This is a genomic window from Nonomuraea sp. NPDC050536 (assembly GCF_044457685.1).
GTDB lineage: Bacteria > Actinomycetota > Actinomycetes > Streptosporangiales > Streptosporangiaceae > Nonomuraea.
Window position 1 is genome coordinate 128,680 of record NZ_JBITHD010000018.1, and the last position, 23,039, is coordinate 151,718.

Here is a 23,039-nt window from a genome sequence, read left to right on the forward strand (position 1 = left end):
ACTTCCAAGGATGCCCTCACCTGACCGGTGCTGGGACAATTCCGGCAATGTGTCGGGCAATTGCCAGGCTCGAGGTGGCCGCCGGCGAGGGCGCGTTGCGGACCAGGACGACGTTCCCGTGCACGTCCACGGCGAAGTCGTCGACCAGCTTGCCGTCCCTGGACACCGCCTGGGCGCGGACGCCGCCGTGGGCGCGCTCCAGGTCGTCGGCCACGAGTTCCGGCACGTAGCGCTGGGCGGCCTTGAGGAAGGCGCGCTTGATCAGGGAGCCGTAGACCTCTTTGACGCCGGTGCGCCAGTGCTGCCTGGCGAGGCGGATCGTGCCCGGCCAGGACGCGATCTGCCGGACGTTACGGATATTTCGCCATCTGTAGCCTTCGTAGGCCAGGGCGAGCACCGCGTTCGGCCCGACCAGGACCTCGCCGTCGATGTGGCGGGTCAGGTGGACGCCCAGGAACGGGTAGCGCGGGTCGGGCACGGGGTAGATCAGGCCGTTGACCAGGTCCTTGGCGTTGCCGGTGAGCGCGTAGTACTCGCCGCGGAACGGCACGATCCTGATGTCGCCCGGATCGCCCGCCATCCGGGCCACCGCATCGGTGCCCAGCCCGGCGCACACCACCAGCCGGTCGAAGGTGAACCTGCGCCTGGCGGCCAGCACGTCCACGCCCCGGGAGGTCTCGCGGATCGCCCGGACCGGGTGCGACAGCCGTACCGATCCGCCCTGGTCGGCGACATCCCGGGCGAGGCGGCGTGCGATCGCGGGGAAGTCGGCGATCGCGGTGTGCGGCGAGTGGATGGCGCCGACGCCGACCGCGTGCGGCTCGATCTCGCGCAGCGTGAGCGCGTCGAGCTCGGCGATATCCGGCACGCCGTTGGCCCTGGCCCGCTCGGCCAGCGCCTTCAGCCTGGGGCGCTCGGCCTGGTTGGAGGCGATGACCAGCTTGCCGACCTCCTGGTACGGCAGGCCGTGCTGGGCGCAGTACTGCTTGAGCAGGGCCACGCCCTCGCGGCACAACCTGGCCTTGAGCGAGCCCGGCGGGTAGTAGATGCCCGCGTGCACGACGCCGCTGTTGTGCCCGGTCTGGTGGGCGGCGACGCGGTTCTCCTTCTCCAGGACCGTCACCTCGGCGCCTCTGGCACCCAGCTCGCGAGCCACGGCCAGCCCGACGATCCCGGCCCCGACGACCCCAATCTTCTCCGTCACGTCGCCAGTCTCCCGATTTTGCGGGGATTCAGGTGGCCTTCGGCGGCAAGCCACCGCAATGTGTCCGAAACGGTGTCTTCCACCAGGCGCAGCGTCACGCCGAGCTCCTCCAGGGCGAGGGAGTCGTCGGTGGGGACGAGGGTGAGCATGAAGTCGGCGGCGTCCCTGGTGAGCGGATGGTCGACGATCCTGATCGCGTCGAGGGCGGCGCCCATCGCGCGCAGGGTCCATCCGGGGATGGGGAACGTGGTGGGCTTGCGTCCCGTGAGCCGGGCACACAGCTCCGCCACTTCCCGCCAATTCCGGAAATGTCCGCCTATGAGGTAGCGGCGGGCGCCCTGTCCCTCGGTGAAGCAGGCGGCCAGGGCGGTGGCCAGGTCGCGGACGTCCAGGATGCTCACGCCGCCGGGGACGATCGGCCAGCCCATCCGCAGGCCCGCGCACAGGCCCTCGTTGAGCGCGTCCAGCGTGGGCTGGTACGGGCCGACGACGCCGCCCGGGTAGACGATGGTCACGCCGCCGAGCCCCCTGGCGTACCGCTCGCCCTCGACCTTGGAGCGGCCGTAGGCGTTGCGCGGGCTGGCCAGCGGGCTGCCGGCGGTGATCAGCGGCTCGTTCGGCGGGACGAAGACCGCGACCGTGGACACGTGCACGACGGGATCCAGGCCCAGCTCGACGGCCTGGCCGAGGACGTTCTCCAGGCCCTGGACGTTGGCGCCGCGCAGGTCGGCGCCGTGGCCGGTCACGCCCATCTCGGCGGCGGAGTGCAGGACGGCGTCGCATTCGGCCAGGGCCTCCCTGACAGCGGTCCTGTCGCGGATGTCGCCCGGGACGATGGCGGGCCGTACGTCTTGTTGCAGCAGGTTGGCCAGCACGCGAACGGCCTTGTCCGGATTTCTCACAAGAAGGCGGACGTCGTGGCCGGCCGCGAGAAGCGCCACCGTCGCGTGCGACCCGACGAAGCCCGATGCCCCGGTGATCAAGACCCGCATGGCAGGAAGCTACACTATCCCCCAACCCACCTGTACGCACTTGCGCACGCTGTGCGCTATGCTGGGTCGCCGCAAGGAACGAGGAGGACCCCGATGGCTGCCACCAAACCGACCATTCCCTCCGTGTGGGCCCGTGAGCGCACCAAGCGGGAGCAGCCGGCGCTCAGCCGGGACCGGATCGTGTCGGAGGCCGTTCAGCTGCTGGACGAGGAGGGCATCGACGCCCTGAGCATGCGCACGCTCGGCACCAGGCTGAACGCCGGGGCGACCTCGCTGTACCGGCACGTGGCCAACAAGGACGAGCTGATCGAGCTGGTGGTGGACGAGGTCTACGGCGAGGTGCGGGTGCCCGAGGTGTCCGACCCCGCACAGTGGCGGGCCGGGATGACCGAGTGCGCCCACAGCCTGCGCGCGGTGATCCTGGGGCACCCCTGGCTCGTCTCCGTGCTCGGCCAGGTGGGCCTCGCCGACCTCGGGCCGAACCTGGCCGGCCAGCACGACCGCATGCTCGCCCTGTTCAGGGACGCCGGGTTCCAGGCGCGGGAGGCGGAGCAGGCACTGAACACGCTGATGGCCTTCGTCATCGGCATGACGACCAGCGAGGCGGCCTACCTGTCGCTGATCGCCAGGAGCGGGCTGTCGGAGCAGGAGTGGGTGGAGAGCATCCGCCCGGCGGCCGAGCAGGCGGCGCAGGAGCATCCGTACGTGCGCGAGGGCTTCGCGTCGCTGCGCGACGAGGACCCCCAGGTGATCCGCGACGCCGACTTCCGCTACGGCGTCGACCGCATCCTCGACGGCCTGGCGACCCGGTTGCCCTGAGTTCCCCTCTTCACCTGGGAAGTCGAACCTGGGGACGGGTCGGTGACATGTACTCGAACCTGAGTACGATTGACGGCATGTACCTGCCGCCGGAGTGGCCGTCCGAGGTCCGCCCGCCCAGCGTTCCCGACTGGGAGACCTCGGCCGTGGCCTGGCTGCTCGATGCCGTGCCGCCCGACTACCGGGCCTACGAGGTGCTGCGCCGCCACCCGATCGCGCTGGCCAGGATGGCGATCTACCACGTCGACTCGGCGATCGAGGCGGCCAGGTCCGGCTACCGGGGCGCCTCGGTCGACCTCAAAAGCCACCTCCCGCCGCACGCCGTGGAGGCCGTCCTCGACGTCTACCGCGAGGAGGGGCCCCGCCTGGTCCGCCTGGCCCGCTCCATCCAGGTCGTCGACCGCGCCCTCCGCGGCGAGATCTTCACCCCCACCCTCCGCAACCCCTGAAAGGGGCGGCTCGCCGTACAGGAAGAACCGCGTAGAAAAGAAGAAGAAGTTATCTCGTGCGGCGGGCGATGAAGGTGATGAGGGCGACGGCGCCCAGGGCGGCGGCGATCCAGATCACCAGCCCGCGCCCCGTGAGCCCGGAGCCGCGGTCGGCGGCGGCGGTGTCGGCGACCGGGCGGGCAGACGGGGTCGAAGAGGGGGAAGCCCGCACAGGCCGGGCGCGAGAGGGGATCGGGACCCGGTAGACGGGGCTGTTGAGGCCCTCGCTACCCGTCAGCAGGGCCTTGCCGTCGGGCGCGTAGGCGATCGACTCCGCCTGGTGGAGCTCCGGCATCGACACCCGGGTGATCATCTCGCCCGACGGCCGGTAGAGGGTGGCCGAGAAGTAGGTCCGGATCACGTAGCTCGACCCATCGGGCGCGTAGGCCGCGTCCGTGGCCATGATGGGCGCGTCGCCCACCTTGCGCAGGATGTTGATCCCCGAGGTCCTGAGCTGCTTGGGCGCGATGTAGACCGACCCGGAGAACTCCTTGGAGACCACGTACAGCCGCCCGGTCCGCGGGTTGATCATGATGCCCTCGGCGTTGCGCCCGCCGCCGGAGTACCGGAACCGGTACCGGACCGCAGGAAGCGTGGCGTCCTTCAGCACGGTGGGCTCCATCACTCGATAGATGGACACGTCGGGCCAGGCACCGTCCATGTTGTCGCCGATGTCGGCGAACCACAGCACGCCCCGCCCGGTCTTCGGGTCCTTGGTGGCCGCCATGGCCTCCCAATCGCGAGATTCCGCCCCCCGCAGGCGAAACGTGGCCTTCGTCCGGCCGTTGGGGCCCAACGCGTAGAAGACCGGCCCGGCGCCGCTGTCGTTGTGGGTGTAGTAGACGTCCGGGTGCGTGGGCGAGACGGCCAGGCCGCTCGACTCGGCGATCCGCGGATCCTTGATCGTGAAGAGCTTCTCCTGGGCGTCGTCGTCCGAACGGGACGCCTGGGTGGGTGCCAGGATGGCCGCCTGAGCAGGCGTCGGGAACAGCGCGCAGGTCACGACGGCGGCGGCGAACATTTTGATCAAGACATCCCCCATTCCGACATCATGCCCAATCCGCGGCCGAGCCAGCCCTGGCCTGGAGTGCACTCCAGGTGCTTAGGGTTGAAGGCATGGATTACGTGAACCTTGGACGAAGTGGGCTCAAGGTCAGTCCGCTGTGCCTCGGCACCATGAACTTCGGGCCGCTGACCAGCGAAGAGGACTCCTTCGCGATCATGGACAGGGCCCATGAGCTGGGCATCAACTTCTTCGACTCCGCCAACGTGTACGGCAGGCAGGCCGGCCGTGGCGCCACGGAGCAGATCGTCGGCCGCTGGTTCGCCCAGGGCGGTCAGCGCCGTGAGAAGACGGTGATCGCCACCAAGCTGTACGGCTCGATGGGCGACTGGCCCAACGAGGGCATGCTGTCGGCGCTGAACATCCGCAGGGCGTGCGACGCCTCGCTGAAGCGCCTGCAGACCGACTACATCGACATCTACCAGGCACACCACGTCGACAGAGACACCCCGTTCGAGGAGTTCTGGGAGGCCATGGAGGTCCTGCGGCTGCAGGGCAAGATCCTCTACGTCGGCTCCTCGAACTTCGCGGGCTGGCACCTGGCCAAGGCCCAGGAGACGGCCAAGCAGCGCAACTTCTTCGGTCTGGTCACCGAGCAGAGCCACTACAACCTGCTCACCAGGACGGCCGAGCTGGAGGTGCTGCCCGCCGCGCAGGACTACGGCATCGGTGTGATCCCGTGGAGCCCGCTGGCCAGCGGCCTGCTCGGCGGCGTGCTCCGCAAGATCGACAAGAACCGCTCGGCGGCCGACCACATGGTCAGGGAGCTCGAGAAGCACCGCGACAAGATCGAGCAGTACGAGCAGTTCTGCGACGAGCTCGGCGAGGACCCGGCGAACGTGGCGCTGGCCTGGCTCCTCACCCGCCCCGCCGTCGTGTCGCCGATCATCGGCCCGCGCACGATGGAGCAGCTCGAGGGCAGCCTGCGGGCCGTGGAGATCCAGCTCGACGACAAGGCCCTGGCCCGCCTGGACGAGATCTTCCCCGGCCACCGCACGGCCCCGGAGGACTACGCCTGGTAGAAGCATCAGGCGCGGCGCGCTGAGCGCCTAGGTGAGCAGCGCGCCGATGATGACGATGAGCAGCAGGAGGCCGAGCACGAGAGGCAGCAGCCAAGGGCGAGGACGGTCCACGTTGTGGAGCCTAACCCCGCCAGACGGGTGCGAGCGCCGTGATTTCGGCCTCACCTGCCCAGTGTCCACGCCCTCAGCGTCTCGTACCGCACCTGGGCTCCCGGGTAGCTGCGCACGAGCCGCACCTCCTCCGCCCGCCACGGCGAGCCCTGGAATCCAGCCAGCGACTCCACCAGCGGGCGGAGGTCGGTCTCCGACTTCGCCCGGCCCAGCGTCAGGTGCGGGTGGAAGCGTTTCTCGTCGGTCTGTACGGCTCCCGCCCGCCGGCCCGCGGCCCGCGCGGAATCGGCCAGCCGGTTCATCGGGTCGCCCGCCACGCCGATCCAGAACACCCTGGCCCGCCGTACGGAAGCGAAGGCCCCGAACCCGGCGAAGGACACGTCGAGCGGATCGTGCCGGCCGGCGGCGCGGGCCAGCCGTACCTCCAGATCGGGCAGGACGTGATCGGGCACGTCGCCGTAGAAGGCGAGCGTGATGTGCCAGGTGGCCCGGTCGGGCCAGCGCAGCCCCGGTACCTGCCCGACATGCGGTGCGATGGCGTGGGAGATCTCGTCAAGCACCGGTTCGGGCGGCAGCAGGGCCGCGAACAGCCTCATTCGTCGTGCACCAGCTCGGCGACCGTGACCCGGAAGTGGTAGTCCCTGGTGGCGCCCTGCACGATGGTCACCCAGTGATCGTCGTCGACCTTGAGAACCGAGCGCCGCTGCGCGAACGCCGGGTGCCGGGGCACGTGAGTGCGCGCCAGCTCTTCCGCCTTGGCCCGCGCCAGCCACCGGTCACCGTTGACCTTGACGGTCGAGGTGCGCCATTCCTTGGCATCCGAGGAACCATGGTTCTCCTCGATCAGAATCCACCACATTCCATGATTGTCTACGCAGCGATCATGCGGTGGCCAGAGCCGGCTTGGCCACGCGCGCGCCGATCATGCGGGCGCACAGCACCGCCAGCCCGGTGCCCACCAGAACCATCAGGCCGGAGAGCAGCACGCCCGCGCGCGGCCCGCCGAGGTCCGACAGCCACCCGATCAGCGGCGCTCCGAGCGGCGCCCCGCCGGTGAAGACCAGCATGTAGATACCCATCACGCGCCCGCGCATGTCGGGCGAGGTGGCCAGCTGCACGCTCGCGTTGGCGGCCGTGTTGATCGTGATCAGCGCGATCCCCGTCGGCACGAGCAGCAGCAGGTAGGCCGGGTAGAACGGCGCGACCGCGGTGGCCACCTGGAACAGCCCGAATCCGATCGCCCCCGCGATCAGCATCCGCTTCGACGGCCGGGCACGCCGCGCGGCCAGCAGCGCACCACCCAGCGCGCCGATGGCGAACATGCTCGAGGCCAGCCCGAACGACGACGCGCCCGCGTTGAACACCTGCCGCGCCATCAGCGCGATGGACATCGAGAACGACTGCGAGAACATCGACACGAACGCGATCAGCAGGATCGGCAGCAGCAGCTCTTCGCGCTGGATCACGTACCGCAGGCCCTCGCGCAACTGCCCCTTGGCGCGCGGCACCGGGACTGCCGGGTTCAGCTCGGAGCGGCGCATGAAGACCAGGCTGGAGATCACCGCGGTGAAGGTCAGCCCGTTGATCAGGAACAGCGGGCCGGTGCCGCCGAGCACGTAGATCAGCACACCGGCGAGCGCCGGGCCGACCACGCGGGCCAGGTTGAACATGGAGCTGTTCAGCGCGATCGCGTTGGACAGGTCGCGCCTGCCGACCATCTCGACCACGAACGCCTGCCGGGTCGGCACCTCCACACAGGAGATCACGCCGAGCGTGAACGCCATCAGGTACACGTGCCAGACCTGGGCGACCCCGGTCACGGTCAGCACGCCGATGGTCAGGGCGAGCAGCGCCATCAGCGACTGCGCCACGATCAGGATCGGCCGCTTCGGGTACCGGTCGGCCAGCACGCCGCCGAACAGGCCGAACAGCAGCATGGGCAGGAACTGCAGCGCCGTGGCCGTACCGAGGGCGGCGGCGCTGCCGTGCGTGAGGTCGAGCACCAGCCAGTCCTGCGCGGTGCGCTGTAGCCAGGTGCCGACGTTGGAGACCGCGGTGCCCGACAGGAACATGCGGTAGTTGCGAATCCTGAGCGACCGGAACATCCCGGTCCCGGGATCTTCAGGCTCTAGATCCTGCTGAGCTTCTCCAGAATCGGCGCCGCCTGCCTGAGGATCGCCCGCTCCTCGGGTGTCAGCTCCTTCAATCGCTGGTTCAGCCACGCCTCCTTGCGGCGCCGTTCCTCCTTCAGCAGCGCCTGCGCAGCCTCGGTCACGGTCACGGTCACCTGACGCCGGTCGGTCGGGTGTGGGGTGCGCGCGACCAACCCGCGCTCCTCGAGCGCCGCGATCACGCGTGTCATCGAGGGGGGCTGCACCTTCTCGAGCTCGGCCAATTCGCCGGGGGTTATCCCGGAATGCCGTTCCACCGCGGCGAGCGTCGCGAACTGGGTGGGAGTCAGCGAGTGCGCCGCCGCCTGTCGTCGTAGTCGCCTGGTCAGCCGCGCCAGTGACACGCGCAGGGCTGAAGCCAGGCCTGCGTCGCTCCGCAGGTCCATCTTGTGCTGGTTCTTGGTTAGCATGAGTCATTACCTTTGCTAACTATATACACTGCGCGGTTATTTCCATAGTGCCTCGTACGGCGGGCCGTCCCACCGTACGAGACAGGATCGAACCCCTAGAGATGCAGCAGAGCCTTGATCGGCCCCAGCGCGAAGTAGACGATGAACAGCACGGCCACGCCCCACAGCAGCGGGTGCATCGCACGTCCCTTGCCCCGCACGAGCTTGATCAGCACGTAGCTGACGAAGCCGGCGCCGATGCCGTTGGTGACGGAGTAGGTGAACGGCATGACCACGATCGTGAGGAAGGCCGGGATCGCCACCTCGTAGTCGGTGAAGTCGATGTCCTTCACCGAGGTCATCATCAGGAAGCCCACCACGACCAGCGCGGGCGCGGCCGCCTCGTAGGGCACGATCTTGACCAGCGGCGCGAAGAAGATCGCGACCAGGAAGAGCAGTCCGGTGACCACGCTGGCCAGCCCGGTGCGCGCGCCCTCGCCGACGCCCGCGGCCGACTCGATGTAGGTGGTGTTGGACGACACCGACCCGGCGCCGCCCGCGGCCGCGCCGATCGAGTCGATCAGCAGGATCTCCCGGGTGCGCGGCAGCTGCCCCTGCCCGTCGACCAGCCCGGCCTGCCGCCCGACGCCGACGATCGTCCCCATCGTGTCGAAGAAGTCCGTGATCAGCAGCGTGAACACCAGCAGTACGGCCAGCAGCACCGAACCGTGGGTGAACGCGCCGATCGGGTCGAACTCCTTGAACAGCCGGAACGGGTTCTCCAGCCCCGGCATGCTGTTAGGGACGGCCGGCACGTTCAGCTGCCAGCCGCCGGGGTTCTTGTCGGAGGAAGGCCCGGCCTTGGCGATCAGCTCGACGACGACGGCCAGGATCGTGGTCCCGATGATGCCGATCAGGATCGCGCCCTTGACCTTCCTGGCCACGAGCACGGCCGTCACCAGCAGGCCGACCACGAACACGAAGATCGGCCACGAGGTCAGGTCGCCCCTGATGCCCATCTCCAGTGGCGGCCCGGCCGGGACCCGGCGCACGAAACCGGAGTCCACGAAACCGATCAGCGCGATGAACAATCCGATACCCACGCTGATCGCGGTCTTCAACTGGGCGGGGATGGCGTTGAACACCGCCACCCTGAATCCGGTCAACACCAGGATGCCGATGATGACACCCTCGACGAAGACCAGGCCCATGGCCTCTTCCCAGGTCATCTTGGTGGCGATGTTGAAGGTGACGAAGGCGTTGAGCCCGAGCCCCGCGGCCATGGCGAAGGGCACCCTCGCCACCACGCCCATGAGGATCGTCATGATGCCGGCCACCAGCGCCGTCCCGGCCGCCACCAGGGGCAGGTTGGCGCTGGTGCCGTCGCCGATGAACTGGCCCTGGATGTCCTTGCCGTTGGCGATGATGATCGGGTTCAGCACGACGATGTACGCCATGGTGAAGAACGTGGCTAACCCGCCACGGACCTCACGGGAGATCGTCGAGCCTCGTGCGGAGATTTCGAAGAAACGGTCTATTGCACTCACGCGCGCAGAGTGGCAGCCGTCCCGACCGGTCAGATAGATCCGGTGATCGGATCGAGACCTGATTGGAAGCTATGGTGACTAATGTGGACAAACAGTGGCATCCCGATCCGGAGCCGATCAAGACCAATGACGCGGCGGCCGTCGCCGTGGGGATTGGGCTGTGGGCGGTCGCGCTGGTCATCCTGCTGATCTTCCGGCCCGCGCCCGAGAACTCGTGGTGGATCTGGACGTGCGTGACCGGGATCGGGTTCGGCCTCTTCGGTCTCTGGTTCGTGCGCAGACGCGCGTCCCGGAGCTGACATTAGTCACCTCCAACCGCTGTTTTTGGCCACTACCTGGGCAAAAGCGGTTCGATCACGCTTTTGTCCATGAAGAAGACCGTTGCCACCTCCCTCCTGTTCGTGCTCGCCCTCGCGGGTTGCTCGGCCTCGGAGAAGCCTTCGACGGGCAAGCCCGCGTCGGGGACGCCCTCCTCCCCCGGCGGCTCGCTCGCGTGGGCGCCGTGCACCGATCTGACCGGTCCCGACGGCCGGCCTGCCAAGCCCGACCCCGCCATCGAGTGCGGCAAGCTCGCCGTCCCCCTGGACTACGCCAAGCCTCAGGGCGAGACGATCGACCTGGCGCTGATCCGCGTCAAGGCCACCGGCGACCGGCTCGGCTCGCTGGTGTTCAACTTCGGCGGGCCGGGCGCCTCAGGCGTCACCACGCTCGGTATGGCGGCCAAGGCGTTCGCCGGGCTCGGCAGCCGCTACGACCTGGTCAGCTTCGACCCGCGCGGCGTCGACCGCAGCGCCGGGGTGAAGTGCGGCAACCTCATCGAGAAGCTCACCTCGGTCTCCGACGACGTTCTGCCGATCGAGCTCACGGGCCTCAACAAGCAGTTCGTCGCCGCCTGCGAGAAGGACTCCGGCAAGGTGCTGCCCTACGTCGGCACGGTCAACGCCGCCCAGGACCTCGACCGGATGCGGCAGGCGCTCGGTGACGCGCGGCTCAACTACTTCGGCATCTCGTACGGCACGCACCTCGGAGCCGTCTACGCCACCAAGTTCCCCAAGAACGTGGGCCGGTTCGTGCTCGACGGCGCCTTGGACCCGTCGGTGACGCTGGAGCAGCGGACGGTCATCCAGATGCACGGCTTCAAGCACGCCTACGACGCCTTCGCCGCCGACTGCGCCAAGCGCGCCTGCGCCCTGGGCAAGGACCCCGCCGCCGTCGACCGCACGCTGCGGGACCTGCTCAAGCGCATGCCGATGGACGTCAAGGGCCGCACGCTCACCAAGGGCCTGGCGCAGCTGGGCATGCTCACCTCGCTCTACGCCAAGCAGACCTGGCCGGTGCTCGAGCAGGCGACGACGGCGGCGCAGCAGGGCGACGGGAGCATCCTGCTGGCGCTGGCCGACGCCTACACCGGCCGTAAGCCCGACGGCACGTACGCCACCATGCTGGCCAGCAACACCGCCGTCAACTGCGCGGACACCACCGAGCGCCCCGACGCGGCGGCCATGAAGCGCATCGTCACCAAGGTGGGACGCATCTTCCCGCTCCTGGCCACCTCCAACGCCGGTGTCTTCTGCCAGGACTGGCCGGTCAAGGGCACGGACGAGGCCAAGCACGTCGACGCCACCGGCTCGGCCCCCATCGTGGTGGTCGGCGGCAAGGGCGACCCCGCCACCCCCTACGAGTGGGCCCCCAAGCTCGCCGCCTCCCTCAAGACGGGTGTCGTGCTCACCTACGAGGGCGAGGGCCACGGCGCCTACCTCAGCGGCAGCCCCTGCGTCACCCGGGCCATCGACACCTACTTCCTCAACGGCACCCTGCCCGGCGCTCCCGCCACCTGCCCCGCCGTCTGATCCCGGCGATGCCTGGCGGGCGGGCTAGGAGAGGTCGGCCTCGGCCAGCAGGAGGGGGACCGCGGTGGGATCCCTCAGGAGGGCGGCGACCGCGAGCCGGTCGCCCCACTGCCCGGTCGCCCAGGCCAGCCCGCGCGCCAGGCCGTCGGGGCCGGTGCAGTGGACGGCGCCCTCGAAGTAGCGCCAGGCGCAGGCCACCCCGTCGACCAGGAGCTTGTCGTGCTCGACGTAGGTTTCGGGCGCCGTGGGAAGCAGCGAGCGCACCTCGGCAGGCACGGGACGTACGACGCCCTCCGAGGTGACCTCCCCGGGCGCCAGCTCCCCGGCCAGCGGCAGGTCGAGCAGCTCGGAAAGCGACTCGGCCAGGTCGTAGGACGCGAGCACCAGCGGCCGGGAGGTGACCAGCTGCAGCAGGTCGGGCGCCTCCACCACGACGGCGTCCTCCGCGTCGGCCACCACGATGTCGCCGCCGAGCACCGCCCGCACCTTGGACGGAGGCGCCACCCGCGAAGGGTCGACCCCCGCCAACGCGATCCACAGCGCCCGCAGCTGGGCCCTGTCGACGGAGATCTCCGGATCGGCCATCAGGTCGAGCAGCTCCTCGGGCCCGCCGTGCGAGACCAGCAGCTCCGCCAGCGTGGTCCGCACGCCGATCATGCCGAGCGCCGCCTCGTCCAGCCCGGCCGGCGCGTCGGTGTACAGCCCCTGGAGCAGCGGGTCGGCCCCGGGCAGCCGCAGCTCGCGTGGCCGCCGCCCGCCGAGCACCGGGTGGTTGCCCAGCCACCAGGCGGTGTAGGAGGGCACCTCCACGCCCTGCACGCGCAGCGGTTGCAGCACCGCCCGCAGCGGCGGCCTGGTCAGCAGCCGCAGCGCCCCCTCCCAGTCGGCCACCAGCTCCAGGTCGCGCACCGCCGAGAACTCCGCCACCACCGGCGGCACCTCGAGGTCGGGCAGCAGGTCGTGCACGTGGTCGAGCCAGTCGTCCTCGCTGTCGAGGTCGTGGTCGCAGTCATCGTGGTCGAGCAACACGTCGGCGTCGTTGACGACGGCGAACCCGTCGAGCACGCCGACGGCCTCCAGGACGCGCGCGCCGTACCCCTCCTCGAGCTCCCGCGCGGCGACGCCGAAGTGCGTGTCGTCTTCCAGCAGCCTGGCCAGCGCGCCGTCGCCGAGCAGCAGCTCGCCGGCGGGATAGAGCTCGCCGTCGGCGCCGCGCAGCGCCAGGTCGGCCAGCCACGGCAGCTCGCCTGGCGCGAGCGTCGCGGCCTGGACCAGCGACAGCACGGCACGCGCCACCGGCTCCGGATCGGGACTGTCGAGCGACTCGGCGACGGCCGCCCTGGTGAGCGGGTCTTCGAGCACGGTGCGCGGCGTGGCCTCGGCGGCGCCCAGGCGCAGCAGCAGCGGGTGGGCGGCCTCCGGGTGCACGATGCGCAGCCCCAGCGCCTCCAGGTCGAGCTGGGCCCCGGTGAGGATCAGCGTGCCGCGCGGCCCCCGCACCAGCCGGCCGTCGGAAAGCGGGACGGGCAGCGCGCCAAGCGCCTCGGGGTCGTCGGCGGGCAGCACCTGGTAGAGCGACTGCCACCAGGCGGGGTCGCGCCCCTCGACGGCCTCGCCGGACAGCAGGTCGACCACGTCGGCCAGCTCGACCCTGCGCACGCCGAGCGCGTTCATCCCCGGATGCCGGGCGGGCCACCCGGCCGGCAGCAGCCCGGGCACGAACGCCGCCAGCACCTCAAGCAGCTCGGCCGAACCGGCCACCACGGACGCCTCGCGCCCGCGCACCACCCAGCCGTCGCCGTCGGGCTCCTCGACGGGGTGCTCGACCTTCCACTCGGCGTCGGGCTCGTAGACGGCCGCGTCCTGGAAGGTCGGCGTCCGCACGGCGGGCGGCGGCGGAGACAGCGCGGGCAGCAGCGGCACCTCGGGCAGGCGCGCCAGAATCGCCCGCCGGATCCGCGCGTCCAGCTCACCCTTGCCCATCAGCGCCGGGACCAGGTCGAGCAGCTTGGGCGTCCTGGGCAGCTCGCGCAGCAGCCGGACGTAGACGTCGGCCGCCTTGTCCACCAGGAAGTCGGTCAGCGGCCCCTTGGCGACGTGGCGACGGTCGGTGGCCATCGGGAACGACGCGATCAGCAGCGCGGGCAGGTCGAGCGGCTCGTCGCTCGGCGTCGGCGCGTGCACCATCTGCGGCACGGCCTTGGGGAAGCCGTCAGGCTCGCCCGAGGGCTGGGTGACGGGGACGGCCCAGCGGACGGACCAGTAGGGGCGGGCGCGTTCCTCGGTCGGGCGGGTGGCGAAGAGGTGCGCGATCTCCTCCGGGGTGAAGGTGCCGGAGTCGGAGACCTCGTGCCAGCCGTCGGCGGCCACGGTGCGGGTGTCGCCGTCGAGGTCGATCTCGATGGACGACAGGGCGGACAGGCCGAGCAGCAGGGCCGGGGACGTCTGGGTCAGCATCTGGCGGACGGCGTCGACGGCCGCGCGGTCGCGCAGCGGCAGCCGTACGAGGGTGTCGAAGCCGTCGGGGACGTCGATCGGGTCGGCGGGGAAGGGCAGGCGCAGCAGCGGCACATGACCCGAACGCGAGGCGTGCTCCGCCGACAGCGCGGGCATCGAGGCGACCACGTCGGCGGTCTCCGCGCGGGACCAGCGGACGAACCCGGACTCGCGGGACCCGATCACCGGCTCGTCGCACACCGACACGACCGCCGCGAAGCCGACACCGAAGCGGCCGGCCGCGCCGGCCTCGTCGCGCTTGCCGGACACCCGCAGCGTCGACAGCCCCTCCACGCCCGTCGCGTCGAGCGGCGCGCCCGTGTTGGCGGCCGTCAGCACGCTGTCGCGGAGCGTCAGCCGGAGCACCCCTGGCACGCCGGTGCGCAGGGCGGCGTCGGCCGCGTTCTGCGCGAGCTCCACGATCAACCGGTCGCGGTAGCCGCCGAGGGCGAAATCCTCCTCGGCGTTGGCGTCCTCGCGAAATCGGGCAGGCGAGGCCGTCCAGGCGGCGAGCACTGCTGCCCGCATCCGGTCGGTGCCGAAGGTGTCCACGGTCCTCCAATGTGCGTAGGGGGCTCACGTACCCTAGCGGCCCCCACCGACACCCGTTTTCACACTCGCACGACGCCCGAACCACCGGGCGTGGGGCAGGTCAGGAGTGGCCGAGGTCCTCGATGGCCGACTCATCGACCGAGCCCTCCTCGTCCGCTGCCCCCTCCTCCTCGATCAGGTCGAAGCCCAGGTCGTCGAGGATGGGCGAGGCCGCCTCTATCGGCGGCGGCATGACCGCGGCCTCGGAGTGGGCGCCGCAGCCGTGGTCGGCGGCGACCACCTTGCCGTCGTCGGGGGCGTACTCATTGGTGCACACCCCGAACATCTGCCGGAGCCCACCCCCGAGCAGCCAGTAGAACCCGCAGGTGGAACACTGCGCGGGCGCGGCGTGTGCGATCGGCGTGTGCGGCCCGTGCTCGCCAGAGTGCCAGCGCCTGGCCGCCCTGTCTCTGCCGATGGCCGAGAGCACACGGGCTCGGCCCAGGCCGTACTCGAAAATCTGCTGGCGATCGACGTCGTCGCCGGCTTCGGTGAAACCCGGCGCCAGCCGGTCGTCGTCCTCCGGGGTGGGCAGCAGGTCGCCCACGCCCAGGTCGCCGGGGCGCAGCCGCTCGCTCCACGGCAGCCATTCGGGGGCGAGCAGGGCGCCGGTGCCCGGCAGCAGCACGGCCTCGCTGACCGTCACGTTCTTCGCGCGGGAGGCGCGCGTGACGGTCACCGCCCACCGCCAGCCGCGGTAGGCCCGGTCGAGGCAGGCGAAGTAGTGGGTGACGATCCGGTCGCCCTCGACCTCGAAGCCGAGGTGCTCGCCGGGCTCGCCGGGCGAGGCGAGCTCGAGAGCGGCGTCGCGCGCCAGGTCAACCGCGGCGAGACAGGCCTGGTCGGGCGCGGAGGCGCGAGTCCTGGTCCGGGTCATCGGGCCGCCTCCGCCGAAAGGTGCTGTTCGCTCACACTTCATTCTCACCCATCCAGCGACCTGCCGGTGCCGACAGTCCCGAACCGGTCCCAGATCCTGTACGGCCCGCCTTCCAGGGACCATGACGGCGGATGACGGGCGCCGTGGCGGCGGGCGAGCGTCCCCGACTCGCCGGCAGCGCCGGTCGCGGGCCCTCAGCCGACGTGCGGCGGGCGGCGGGTTGGGCGGCTCGCCGTACGGGAATCTTCAGGAATCCGCTCCGTGTCCGGTAAAGATGCCGGATCGGGTAAGACTGTTAGCTGTGGGTGGCTGGGATCGAGCGCGCGAGATCTCGCGGCGCGTCGGGCATGGAGTCGCCGACGCGAGCCGCGCGACGTTCCGCGCCGGGAAGGCCACCGCCGTCGGCACCAAGAAGGCAGGTCAGGCCACGGCCAGAGGCGCGCAGCGGGTCGGCCGCGCCACCAGGAAGGTCACCTACGCCAACGGCGCAGACCGCACCGGGCTTGGCCGGCTGATCGAGCTGAGCGCCGGCGAGAGCGCGGGCGACGCGCTGGTCACGGTGGCGCTGGCGAGCACGGTCTTCTTCGGCCTGCCGGTCGGCGAGGCACGCGGGCCCGTCGCGCTGTACCTGGTCATCACGATGATCCCGTTCGCGCTGCTCGCGCCGTTCGTCGGGCCGATCCTCGACCGGTTCAGGTCGGGCCGCCGCTACGTGATGGCCGGCACGCTGTTCGGCCGGGGCCTGCTCTGCTTCGCCATGGCGGCGGCCGTGGGCCCGAACGACCTGGTCACGCTGTTCGCCGGGGCGTTGGGCGTGCTGGTGCTGTCGAAGGCCTACAACGTCTCCCGAGCGGCGATCATGCCGAGCGTGCTGCCCGCCGACATCTCGCTGGTCTCGGCCAACGCCCGCATCACGCTGTTCATCCTGCTCTCGGCCGGCATCGCGGTGCCGGTCGCGGGCGGCCTGACGGCCTGGCTGGGCAGCGCCGCCATGCTGCGCATCGCGATGGTCGCCTTCCTGCTGGTCGGGGTCTTCGCGGTACGGCTGCCGCGGCACGTGGACTCGCCCGACGTGGAGGAGGAGCACCCGGCGGAGGGCAGGGCCCAGCGCTGGCGCACGCTGCTCAAGGTCGGCCCCGTGGTGGGCGAGGCGGTCGGCGCGAACCTGCTGATCCGGCTGTTCTCCGGGTTCCTGCTGTTCTTCCTGCTGTTCATGGTCCAGGACAAGGCGGCGCCCTGGCTGCTGGTGCGCGACACGTTCTTCGACGTCAAGGTGACGATCGGGCTGCTGGCGGTCGCGGCGGGGGTGGGCGGCCTGGTGGGCGCGGCCGTGGCCAACTGGTCGCGTAACCACTCGCCGCAGCTCATCACGCTGCTCACGCTGGCCGTCACGGCGATCACCACGATCACCACCGCGGTCTTCTTCAACCTGTGGGCGGCCGTGGCGATCTCGTTCATCACCGCGTTCGCCTCGGGCCTGGGCAAGCTGGCGCTGGACGCGATCGTGCAGCAGGAGATCGGCGAGGAGGTGCTCTCGTCCACGTTCGGCGTGACCGAGGCGATCCTGCAGCTGTCCTGGGTGTTCGGCGGGCTGATCGGGCTGCTGCTGTCGCTGACCGAGAACGGCACGGCGGGGCTGGTCACGCTGGCGGTGGTGCTGACCGCCGGCCTGGTGTGGCTGCTGATCAAGCGCAGGCGGCGGATCCGGGCGGTGAACGCCCGGATCCAGCGCGAGCACACCGAGCGGCTGAGCAACCCGCCCGAGCCGCTCGGCAATCCGCAGGGTTAGGCGTCCAGGTCGTCGGCCACGGCGCGGAGCACCTGGGCGATCTTCTTGGCGTGCGCCGCCTCGGGGTGCTTGCCCCGCTGGTAGGAGGTGGAGACGTCGTCGAGCAGCTTGATCAGGTCTTCCACGATGACGACCATCTCGTCCGGCTTCTTGCGCTTGGCCTTGGGCTTGGCCGCCGCCTTGGCGAGGGTGGGGGGTTGATCGAGGATCCTGACCGAGAGCGCCTGCTGGCCGCGACGGCCCTCTGCGACGCCGAACTCGACCTTCTGGCCGGGCTTGAGCGGCGCGGCCCCGCTGGGGAGCGCGGAGGAATGCACGAAGACCTCACCACCGTCGTCACGGGTGAGGAAGCCGAAACCCTTGTCGGCGTCGTACCACTTGACCTTGCCACTCGGCACGTGACAGACCTCGTTCAAACAGTCGGAAAAGATGGATGGACGTAGGTTATGCCCCGCGAGGCGCGGGAGCGACCGGGTATTTGACGGGCAATTACCCGATTACGCGGCGAGTACGCCAGTCGGCGAACCATGTGGAGAATTCCGTGAGGTCGCTCAGCGCCACATCAGCTCCGTGATCACGCAGCTCTCCCACCGTGTAGGGTCCCGTGGCGACCGTCACGCTGACCGCGCCACCTGCTCGCGCCGCCTCGATGTCCGCGACGTGATCACCAACATAGGCCGCGGCGCCGAAGCGCGCGAGTGCCGAACCCTTGTCAGCGCCGAAGACCGAGCCCACCACCTCGTCGACGGCGAACCCGAGCAGCTTGACCGTGGCGGTTGCGTCGCGGACGTTCTTGCCCGTCACCACGATGACCCGGCCGCCGCCGGCCTTGACCGCCTCGACGGCCTCGTGCGCGCCCGCCATCGCGGTGTGCGCGGGCACGCCGACGTCGGGGTAGATCTGCCGGAAGATCTCGACCGCGGCGGGCACCTCCTCGGCGGGCACCCAGTTGGCCAGCTCGCGCTCCAGCGGCGGCCCCAATCTGGTGATGATGGCCGCGCTGTCGATGAAGATCCCCAGCCGAGCCGCCAGCTGGTCGTAAACGGCCGCTATGCCCGAGCGCGTGTCCGCCAAAGTCATGTCAAGGTCGAAGCCCATCGCAGTTCCCACGCCAGCAGGATGCCAAACACCGGTGCATTACACGTAACGGGGGCTCTTGTGGGACCGTTGGAGTGGGAAGAAAGGAATTACTTATCCCACGGCAAGAGCATGGAGGAGAGGCCATGACGGAAAGCCCCAAACCGCCTGAGCCTGGAGACCGGCTCGTCGCCGCTCCCCTGGAACCACCCCACCGGCACCGGCCCGCCCGCCCGGCGCAGGTCTCGGCCGCGCGCAGCGCCTGGGGGACGACCGTGACGTTCCTGGTCTGGGCGGTCCGGGTGGCCACCAGGCTGGCCGCGCTCATTCTGGTCCTCTACGCGGTCTTCACCGTGTTCAAGGCCAACCCGGCCAACGTCTGGTACCAGTTCGTCGAGTCCCTGGCCGGTTTGCTGTCGCTGGGCCTGGCCAACCTGTTCCAGGTCTCCGACGCCCGCTGGACCACCTTGATCGACTACGGGCTGGCGGCGGTCGTCTGGCTGATCATCGGTTCGGTGCTGGCGAGCCTCATCCGGCGTCTGGCGCCGTGACCATAAACTAGGACGGACATGACCAGATCGCCTAGCGCAGGAGCTTCCGCCAAGCGGGAAGCGGGCGCGACCGTGAGCACGCGCGAGCGGATCATCGACGAGGCCCTGCGCCTGTTCGCCGAGCGCGGCTATTCGGCCACCTCGGTCGCCGAGATCGAGGCCGCCTCCGGGCTCTCCCCCGGCGCCGGGGGCCTGTACCGGCACTTCAAGTCCAAGTACGAGGTCCTCGCCGCGGCGATCAACGAGCACGCCGCCCGCACCCGCACCCAGGTGGCCGAGAGCCTGGCCCACCTCGACACCATGGAGCAGGCCGACCTGGAGCTACGGCTGTCGCACCTGGTCAGGGCGGGGCTGGCCAAGGTCCGCGAGGAGTCGGAGCTGACCCGGGTCTTCTTCCGCGACCTGAGCCAGTTCCCCGAACTGGTCTCGGTGGTGCGCGAGGGGCTGCTCCAGCCGATGTTCGACGCGATCGTCACCTGGTTCCGCGCCCAGCCCGAGTACGCCGCCGCCAAGGTCGACTGGACCGGCATCGCCGCCGTGCTCGGCGGCTCGGTGGTCCACTACCGCCTGTTCCAGGAGACGGTGGGCGAGTCGCCGGGCCACGCGGAGAAGGACCAGTTCGTCCAGGCCTGGGTACGGCTGGCGGTGGGCCTCCTGCCCACCCCCGCGCCGGTCAGTTGACGTCGAAGAGCCGGTAGGCCAGCCAGACCACGCCCAGCCCTGCGCCGATCATGAACATGACGCCGCTGACGTCGTAGAACTGGACGAAGAACGCCTGCAGCCCCTGCTGGCCGCCCGCCCGCAAGCCGCCCACGAGCACACCTCCCACGGTGTAGCCGAGGATCGGCGCGCCGAGGCCGAGGAGCCGGTCACGCAGCGTCCAGCTGTCGCCGGCCAGCACCAGAAGCGCGCCGAGCGCCCACACCAGCACCGGCACCCGGAAGATGGCCACGGCCGGCAGGTTGAAGGGGATCAGCAGCGCCGACAGCACCAGGATCGCCATGGCCACCACCTCGCGCCGATGCTCCCGCAGGATGGACACGGCGTCGCGCCCCTCGGTGGCCATCGGGTTGGCGCTGGACATCGCGGCCCTGCGTAACCCGGCGAACGACAGCCCTCGCCCCCTGCCTGCCAGCCGCTCCTGCGCCACCTTCCTGCCCAGTTGCACCCCCGGCGGCGGCAACGTGGGCTCGGCGTCGTCCACGATCGCCGGGAAGATCACGGTGGACCCGTCGGACGCGGCGTCAGCGCCGGGATAGCCCGGCAGGCCGCCCGGGCCCGTGGGCGGGCTTCCCGAAGCGCCGGCGGCCAGCCGGTTGACCTCGCGGGCCACGAGGGCCTTGGGGTCACCGAAGCGGGCGAGAACCCTGGCCACGTCGCGGGCGTTCTGGCTGCCGCGCCGTTCCTCCTCGATCCTGGCCCGCAGCCGCTTGACGAAGTCGAGCCGCTGATCGGACCTGAGGACACCGTGAGCGGCGTCAGCGGCCTTGCTGACGTAATTCAGCACGAGCTGGTCCGCGCGCTCTATCACGGGGCCTCCTTCGCGGGCCCCTTGATAGAGATCAAGCCGCGTTTGATGGTTCGCTCGCTGCGCTCGCTCACGCGAGCCACTCTGCCCCAATCGGGTGGGACATACCATGGCATCGATGGAGTTCACGGAGTGGATCAGGGGGCGCACCGACGCACAGCTCAGGGCGCTGGTTTCCGCGCGTCCCGAGCTGATCACTCCGGTGCCCGCCCACCTGGAAGGGCTTGCCTCCCGGGCCGGCAGCCCGTCGGCGATCGGCCGCGTCCTCGACCGGCTCGACCGGTTCACGCTGGCGGTCGTCGAGACGCTCGCCGTACAGCGGAAACCGCCGACCAAGGCGGCGCTCAGGAGGCTGCTGGCCAAGGCGCTGGCCGAGGGCGAGGCGGGGCCCGCGCTCGAGACGGCGCTGGAGCGGCTGCGGGAGTTGGCGCTGGTCTACGGGCCTGACAGCGCTATCGCGCTGGCGCCGGGCGTGTGCAAGGTGCTGGACGACCCGGCGGGGCTGGGGCCGCCGGTGGCCGAGGTGTTCCGCCACCATCCGCCCGAGCAGCTGGAGGACATGGCCGACGAGATCGCGCCCGGCACGACGGGGACGGGCAAGGAGCGGCTGGCCGCGGCGCTGGCCGAGCCCGCGCAGCTGATCGCCGAGGTGTCGCCGGAGGCCAGGACGGCGCTGGACCAGCTCGCGTGGGGCCCGCCGACGGGCCGGGTGCCGAACGCCAGGCGCGAGGTGCGGGTGGAGTCGGCCCGCTCCCCCATCGAGCAGCTGCTGGCGCGCGGCCTGCTGGCGGCGACCGGCGAGGAAAGCGTGACGCTGCCGCGCGAGGTGGCGCTGTACCTGCGTGACGGGCGCGTCCACCGCGACCTGCACGCCGTGCCGCCCGCGCTGGACGGCTCCACGCGGGACATGAAACTGGCCGATCGGACGGCCGCGGGACAGGCGTTCACGTTCGTCAGGCTGGTCGAGGAGCTGTGCGAGCGGTGGAGCATCGACCCGCCGGGCGTGTTGCGCACGGGCGGGCTCGGCGTACGCGACATGAAACGGGCGTCCGCCGACCTGGACGTGCCCGAGTGGGTGGCCGCGCTGGTGGTCGAGGTGACGCACGCGGCCGGGCTGGTCGCGGCGGGCGGCACCGTGGACGGCGAGTGGCTGCCCACCACCGGCTACGACCTGTGGCGGGTGCGGGCGACCGCCGACCGCTGGGTGTCGCTGGCGGCGACCTGGCTGCAGATGGACCGCGTGCCCGGCCTGGTCGGTGAGCGCGACGACCGCGACAGGCCACTCAACGCGCTGCACACCGACCTGCGGCGCTCGGCCGCGCCCGCGGTCAGGGCGGCCGCGCTCGGCGTGCTGACCTCGGCGCCCGGCCTGGCGCCGACCCGCGACTCGGTGCTGGACCGGCTGGCCTGGGAGCAGCCGCGGCGCAGGGGGCCGTTGCGGGAGCGGCTGACGGAGTTCACGCTGCGCGAGGCCGAGCAGGTCGGCATCACAGGGCTGGGCGCGCTGTCGGTGCACGGGCGGGCGCTGCTCGAGGGCGGCGCGGCGGCCGTGGCGCTGGAGCCGCTGCTGCCCGAGCCGGTCGACCACGTGCTGCTGCAGGCCGACCTCACCGCCGTCGCGCCGGGCCCGCTGACCAGCGACCTGAACCGGTGGATGACGCTGGCGGCCGACGTGGAGTCCAAGGGCGGCGCGACCGTCTACCGCTTCAGCGAGGGCTCCATCCGGCGCGCGCTCGATGCGGGCCAGGGTGCCGAAGAGATGCTGGCCATGCTGGAGCGCCACTCGGCCACGCCCGTCCCGCAGGCCCTGTCCTACCTGGTCGCGGATGTCGCGCGCCGCCACGGACGCATCAGGGTCGGTACGGCCAGCGCCTACATCCGCTGCGACGACCCGGCGCTGCTCGACCAGATCACCGCCGACAGGCGCTCCGCCCAGCTGCGGCTGCGCAGGCTGGCGCCCACCGTGATCGCCTCCAGGTCGTCGCGGGCGGTGCTGGTGGACTCGCTGCGGGCGATGGGGTACGCGCCGGTGGCCGAGTCGCTGGACGGCGATGTGATCATCTCCCAGCTCGACAGCCGGCGCACCGAGGGGCTGCCCCCGGCGCGCACGGTCTCCTCGGCCAACGGGCTGGACCCGGAGGTGGCGGCGGCAGCCGTACGGGCTCTGCGAGCCGGTGACGCGGCGCACCTGGCGCGGCGCGAGCCGGTGGCGGCACCGGGCGGTCAGATCCCGCGCGGGCCGGCCACCGCGACCATCAACGCGCTGCAGGAGGCCATCAGGCAGGGCGTGCGGGTGTGGATCGGCTACCTCGACTCGCAGGGCAACGCGACCTCGCGCATCCTGGAGCCGGCGCGCATGGAGGGCGGCTACCTGACCGCCTACGACGAGACGCGGGCGGCGGTGCACCGTTTCGCGCTGCACCGCATCACCGGGGTCGCCGGCCTCTCTTGACGCGCTGTCTTGACGGGGCCCC

At 70.9% G+C, this 23,039-nt stretch carries 22 protein-coding genes; 9 read left to right on the forward strand and 13 right to left on the reverse strand.

From position 1 onward, the window contains the following. Positions 1 to 16 precede the first annotated feature (16 nt). Together lhgO and ACIBHX_RS38945 are read right to left on the reverse strand one after the other, a co-directional pair. Positions 17 to 1,204: an L-2-hydroxyglutarate oxidase gene (gene lhgO / locus ACIBHX_RS38940; RefSeq protein WP_397072470.1), complete on the reverse strand. Its 1,188-nt coding sequence runs from the start codon at positions 1,202 to 1,204 to the stop codon at positions 17 to 19. Further along, positions 1,201 to 2,196, reverse strand: coding sequence for an SDR family NAD(P)-dependent oxidoreductase (locus ACIBHX_RS38945; RefSeq protein ID WP_397072471.1), 996 nt, complete (start codon positions 2,194 to 2,196; stop codon positions 1,201 to 1,203). The genes lhgO and ACIBHX_RS38945 overlap by 4 nt, the downstream gene beginning before the upstream one ends. Positions 2,197 to 2,289: 93 nt before the next feature. On the opposite strand from ACIBHX_RS38945, the gene ACIBHX_RS38950 reads away from it, so the two are divergent. Beyond that, on the forward strand, positions 2,290 to 3,015 hold the full coding sequence (locus tag ACIBHX_RS38950) for a TetR/AcrR family transcriptional regulator (RefSeq protein ID WP_397072472.1): 726 nt from the start codon (positions 2,290 to 2,292) through the stop codon (positions 3,013 to 3,015). A gap of 77 nt (positions 3,016 to 3,092) precedes the next feature. Beyond that, positions 3,093 to 3,464, forward strand: a complete 372-nt coding sequence (locus ACIBHX_RS38955) for a hypothetical protein (protein WP_397072473.1) — start codon at positions 3,093 to 3,095, stop codon at positions 3,462 to 3,464. Positions 3,465 to 3,513: 49 nt separating this feature from the next. Here the strand turns inward: ACIBHX_RS38955 and ACIBHX_RS38960 are convergent, their stop codons facing one another. Further along, positions 3,514 to 4,545, reverse strand: a complete 1,032-nt coding sequence (locus ACIBHX_RS38960; RefSeq protein WP_397072474.1) for a hypothetical protein — start codon at positions 4,543 to 4,545, stop codon at positions 3,514 to 3,516. A 74-nt stretch (positions 4,546 to 4,619) separates the two neighbouring features. Here ACIBHX_RS38960 and ACIBHX_RS38965 point away from each other — a divergent pair, with 74 nt between their 5' ends. Next, complete coding sequence (locus tag ACIBHX_RS38965) at positions 4,620 to 5,588, forward strand: aldo/keto reductase (RefSeq protein WP_397072475.1); 969 nt, start codon at positions 4,620 to 4,622, stop codon at positions 5,586 to 5,588. A 161-nt stretch (positions 5,589 to 5,749) separates the two neighbouring features. On the opposite strand, the gene thpR is transcribed toward ACIBHX_RS38965, so the two are convergent. The 5 genes from thpR to ACIBHX_RS38990 all read right to left on the reverse strand — a co-directional run bounded on the left by thpR (position 5,750) and on the right by ACIBHX_RS38990 (position 9,806). Further along, positions 5,750 to 6,295 (reverse strand): RNA 2',3'-cyclic phosphodiesterase, encoded by a 546-nt coding sequence (gene thpR / locus ACIBHX_RS38970; protein ID WP_397072476.1) that lies wholly within the window; start codon positions 6,293 to 6,295, stop codon positions 5,750 to 5,752. Next, entirely contained in the window at positions 6,292 to 6,558 is a 267-nt protein-coding gene (locus ACIBHX_RS38975) for a hypothetical protein (protein ID WP_397072477.1), read from the reverse strand. The genes thpR and ACIBHX_RS38975 overlap by 4 nt, the downstream gene beginning before the upstream one ends. Positions 6,559 to 6,580: 22 nt before the next feature. Further along, positions 6,581 to 7,804, reverse strand: a complete 1,224-nt coding sequence (locus ACIBHX_RS38980; RefSeq protein WP_397072478.1) for an MFS transporter — start codon at positions 7,802 to 7,804, stop codon at positions 6,581 to 6,583. A 23-nt stretch (positions 7,805 to 7,827) separates the two neighbouring features. Then, positions 7,828 to 8,280, reverse strand: a complete 453-nt coding sequence (locus tag ACIBHX_RS38985) for a MarR family winged helix-turn-helix transcriptional regulator (protein ID WP_397072479.1) — start codon at positions 8,278 to 8,280, stop codon at positions 7,828 to 7,830. 95 nt (positions 8,281 to 8,375) lie between these two features. After that, positions 8,376 to 9,806, reverse strand: coding sequence for an NCS2 family permease (locus ACIBHX_RS38990; RefSeq protein WP_397072480.1), 1,431 nt, complete (start codon positions 9,804 to 9,806; stop codon positions 8,376 to 8,378). Between the two features lie 83 nt (positions 9,807 to 9,889). On the opposite strand from ACIBHX_RS38990, the gene ACIBHX_RS38995 reads away from it, so the two are divergent. Both ACIBHX_RS38995 and ACIBHX_RS39000 read left to right on the forward strand, forming a co-directional pair. Then, positions 9,890 to 10,105 carry a DUF2530 domain-containing protein gene (locus tag ACIBHX_RS38995; protein WP_397072481.1) on the forward strand — a complete coding sequence of 72 codons (216 nt, stop codon included), beginning with the start codon at positions 9,890 to 9,892 and terminating at the stop codon, positions 10,103 to 10,105. Between the two features lie 69 nt (positions 10,106 to 10,174). Continuing rightward, positions 10,175 to 11,656, forward strand: coding sequence for an alpha/beta fold hydrolase (locus tag ACIBHX_RS39000; protein ID WP_397072482.1), 1,482 nt, complete (start codon positions 10,175 to 10,177; stop codon positions 11,654 to 11,656). 24 nt (positions 11,657 to 11,680) lie between these two features. Here ACIBHX_RS39000 and ACIBHX_RS39005 read toward each other — a convergent pair whose 3' ends face one another. Both ACIBHX_RS39005 and ACIBHX_RS39010 read right to left on the reverse strand, forming a co-directional pair. Further along, on the reverse strand, positions 11,681 to 14,704 hold the full coding sequence (locus ACIBHX_RS39005; protein WP_397072483.1) for a sacsin N-terminal ATP-binding-like domain-containing protein: 3,024 nt from the start codon (positions 14,702 to 14,704) through the stop codon (positions 11,681 to 11,683). Positions 14,705 to 14,804: 100 nt separating this feature from the next. Further along, positions 14,805 to 15,620 (reverse strand): DUF3027 domain-containing protein, encoded by an 816-nt coding sequence (locus tag ACIBHX_RS39010; protein WP_397072484.1) that lies wholly within the window; start codon positions 15,618 to 15,620, stop codon positions 14,805 to 14,807. A gap of 301 nt (positions 15,621 to 15,921) precedes the next feature. Between ACIBHX_RS39010 and ACIBHX_RS39015 the strand changes: the two genes are divergently transcribed. Further along, positions 15,922 to 17,409: an MFS transporter gene (locus ACIBHX_RS39015; RefSeq protein WP_397072485.1), complete on the forward strand. Its 1,488-nt coding sequence runs from the start codon at positions 15,922 to 15,924 to the stop codon at positions 17,407 to 17,409. Here the strand turns inward: ACIBHX_RS39015 and ACIBHX_RS39020 are convergent. Next, complete coding sequence (locus ACIBHX_RS39020) at positions 17,406 to 17,807, reverse strand: cold-shock protein (RefSeq protein WP_397072486.1); 402 nt, start codon at positions 17,805 to 17,807, stop codon at positions 17,406 to 17,408. The genes ACIBHX_RS39015 and ACIBHX_RS39020 overlap by 4 nt on opposite strands. 91 nt (positions 17,808 to 17,898) lie before the next feature. Continuing rightward, positions 17,899 to 18,519, reverse strand: coding sequence for an HAD family hydrolase (locus ACIBHX_RS39025; RefSeq protein WP_397072487.1), 621 nt, complete (start codon positions 18,517 to 18,519; stop codon positions 17,899 to 17,901). A gap of 113 nt (positions 18,520 to 18,632) precedes the next feature. On the opposite strand from ACIBHX_RS39025, the gene ACIBHX_RS39030 reads away from it, so the two are divergent. Continuing rightward, positions 18,633 to 19,037 (forward strand): hypothetical protein, encoded by a 405-nt coding sequence (locus ACIBHX_RS39030; protein WP_397072488.1) that lies wholly within the window; start codon positions 18,633 to 18,635, stop codon positions 19,035 to 19,037. Positions 19,038 to 19,055: 18 nt separating this feature from the next. Further along, on the forward strand, positions 19,056 to 19,718 hold the full coding sequence (locus ACIBHX_RS39035) for a TetR/AcrR family transcriptional regulator (protein WP_397072489.1): 663 nt from the start codon (positions 19,056 to 19,058) through the stop codon (positions 19,716 to 19,718). Here the strand turns inward: ACIBHX_RS39035 and ACIBHX_RS39040 are convergent. Then, the gene (locus ACIBHX_RS39040; RefSeq protein WP_397072490.1) at positions 19,711 to 20,568 is read right to left on the reverse strand and encodes a hypothetical protein; all 858 of its coding nucleotides are present in this window, start codon (positions 20,566 to 20,568) and stop codon (positions 19,711 to 19,713) included. The genes ACIBHX_RS39035 and ACIBHX_RS39040 overlap by 8 nt on opposite strands. Before the next feature lie 115 nt (positions 20,569 to 20,683). Between ACIBHX_RS39040 and ACIBHX_RS39045 the strand changes: the two genes are divergently transcribed. Beyond that, entirely contained in the window at positions 20,684 to 23,017 is a 2,334-nt protein-coding gene (locus ACIBHX_RS39045; RefSeq protein ID WP_397072491.1) for a helicase-associated domain-containing protein, read from the forward strand. The last annotated feature ends 22 nt before the right edge of the window (positions 23,018 to 23,039 follow it).